General features: G+C 66.4%; 1 protein-coding gene and 1 pseudogene. One reads left to right on the top strand and one right to left on the bottom strand.

The features are described 5' to 3' along the window. Positions 1 to 131: 131 nt before the first annotated feature. Positions 132 to 482 (top strand): annotated as a pseudogene (locus ABZ826_RS39430) (transposase); the annotation flags it as partial. 16 nt (positions 483 to 498) lie between these two features. Here the strand turns inward: ABZ826_RS39430 and ABZ826_RS39425 are convergent. After that, a partial coding sequence (locus ABZ826_RS39425; protein WP_361459423.1) for a transposase occupies positions 499 to 1,051 on the bottom strand: 553 nt, incomplete at its 5' end.

Genomic DNA, 1,051 nt, shown 5'->3' with positions numbered 1-1,051 from the left:
TCGAAAGCGTGGAGAACGGCCGCCTCCGCTGTCACGCGAACGACCCCAGATCAGCAGGTCGGGTGACAGGCGAGGTAAAACGCCAAGCTTAGAGGTCGTTTCTTATGGTGTGATCGTTCGTTGAGTAGTGCATGACGGATCTGGTTGAGCGGTTGGTACCGGATGAGTTGTGGGTGCTGTTCCGGCGGATGGTGCCGCTCACGGAGGTGAAGCGTCCGCAGGGCGGGGGCCGGCGTCTGGCCGGTGACCGCGAGGTTCTGGCCGCGGTCATATTCGTGGCCACCTCGGGTTGTACGTGGCGGCAGCTCCCGCCGGTGTTCGGCCCGGCCTGGCAGACGGTCTACCGGCGGTTCGCACAGCGGAGCGGGGACCGGGTCTGGGCCCGGCTCCACCGCATCGTCCTCGGCGAACTCGGCGCCCGGGGCGAGTTGGACTGGTCGCGCTGCGCGATCGACTCCGTCAGCGTCCGGGCGACAAAAGGTGCCTCTATGGTTTTCGTCAAGCCGTGACGGGTGTGGACGGCTGGTAGAAGGTGCCGTCGCGGAGCATGGCGAAGAGGACGTCGATGCGGCGGCGGGCGAGTGCGATGAGGGCGGCGATGTGGTGCTTTCCTTCACGGCGTTTGCGGTCGTAGTAGGCGCGTGATTCGGGCTGGGAGAGTGAGGCGAACGCGGCGAGGTAGAAGGCCCTCTTGAGCTGTTTGTTGCCTCGCCGGGAAGGACGTTCGCCGCGGATGGACGAGCCGGAGGATCTGGTCACGGGCGCCAGGCCGGCGTAGGCGGCGAGGTGGCCAGCGGTGGCGAAGCCACTGCCGTCACCGACATCGATGAGAATGCGGGCGGCGGTCCTGATCCCGATGCCGGGCATCGAGATCAGGACCTGGGAAAGAGGGTGGGCCTCCAGGAGTTCCTCGATCCTTGCGGCAAGGAGTTTGCGCTGGTCAAGGACAGCTTGTAGCGAGCTGGCGAGGCTGGGAACGATCAGCGCGGCCGCATCGGTGCCCGGGACGACGACGGTCTGCTCGTCGAGTGCGGCAAAGGTGTCCTCGACC

This window comes from Streptomyces sp. NPDC047515, assembly GCF_040643055.1.
In the GTDB taxonomy this organism is placed as follows: domain Bacteria; phylum Actinomycetota; class Actinomycetes; order Streptomycetales; family Streptomycetaceae; genus Streptomyces.
This window is presented reverse-complemented; position numbering and strand designations above follow the sequence as displayed.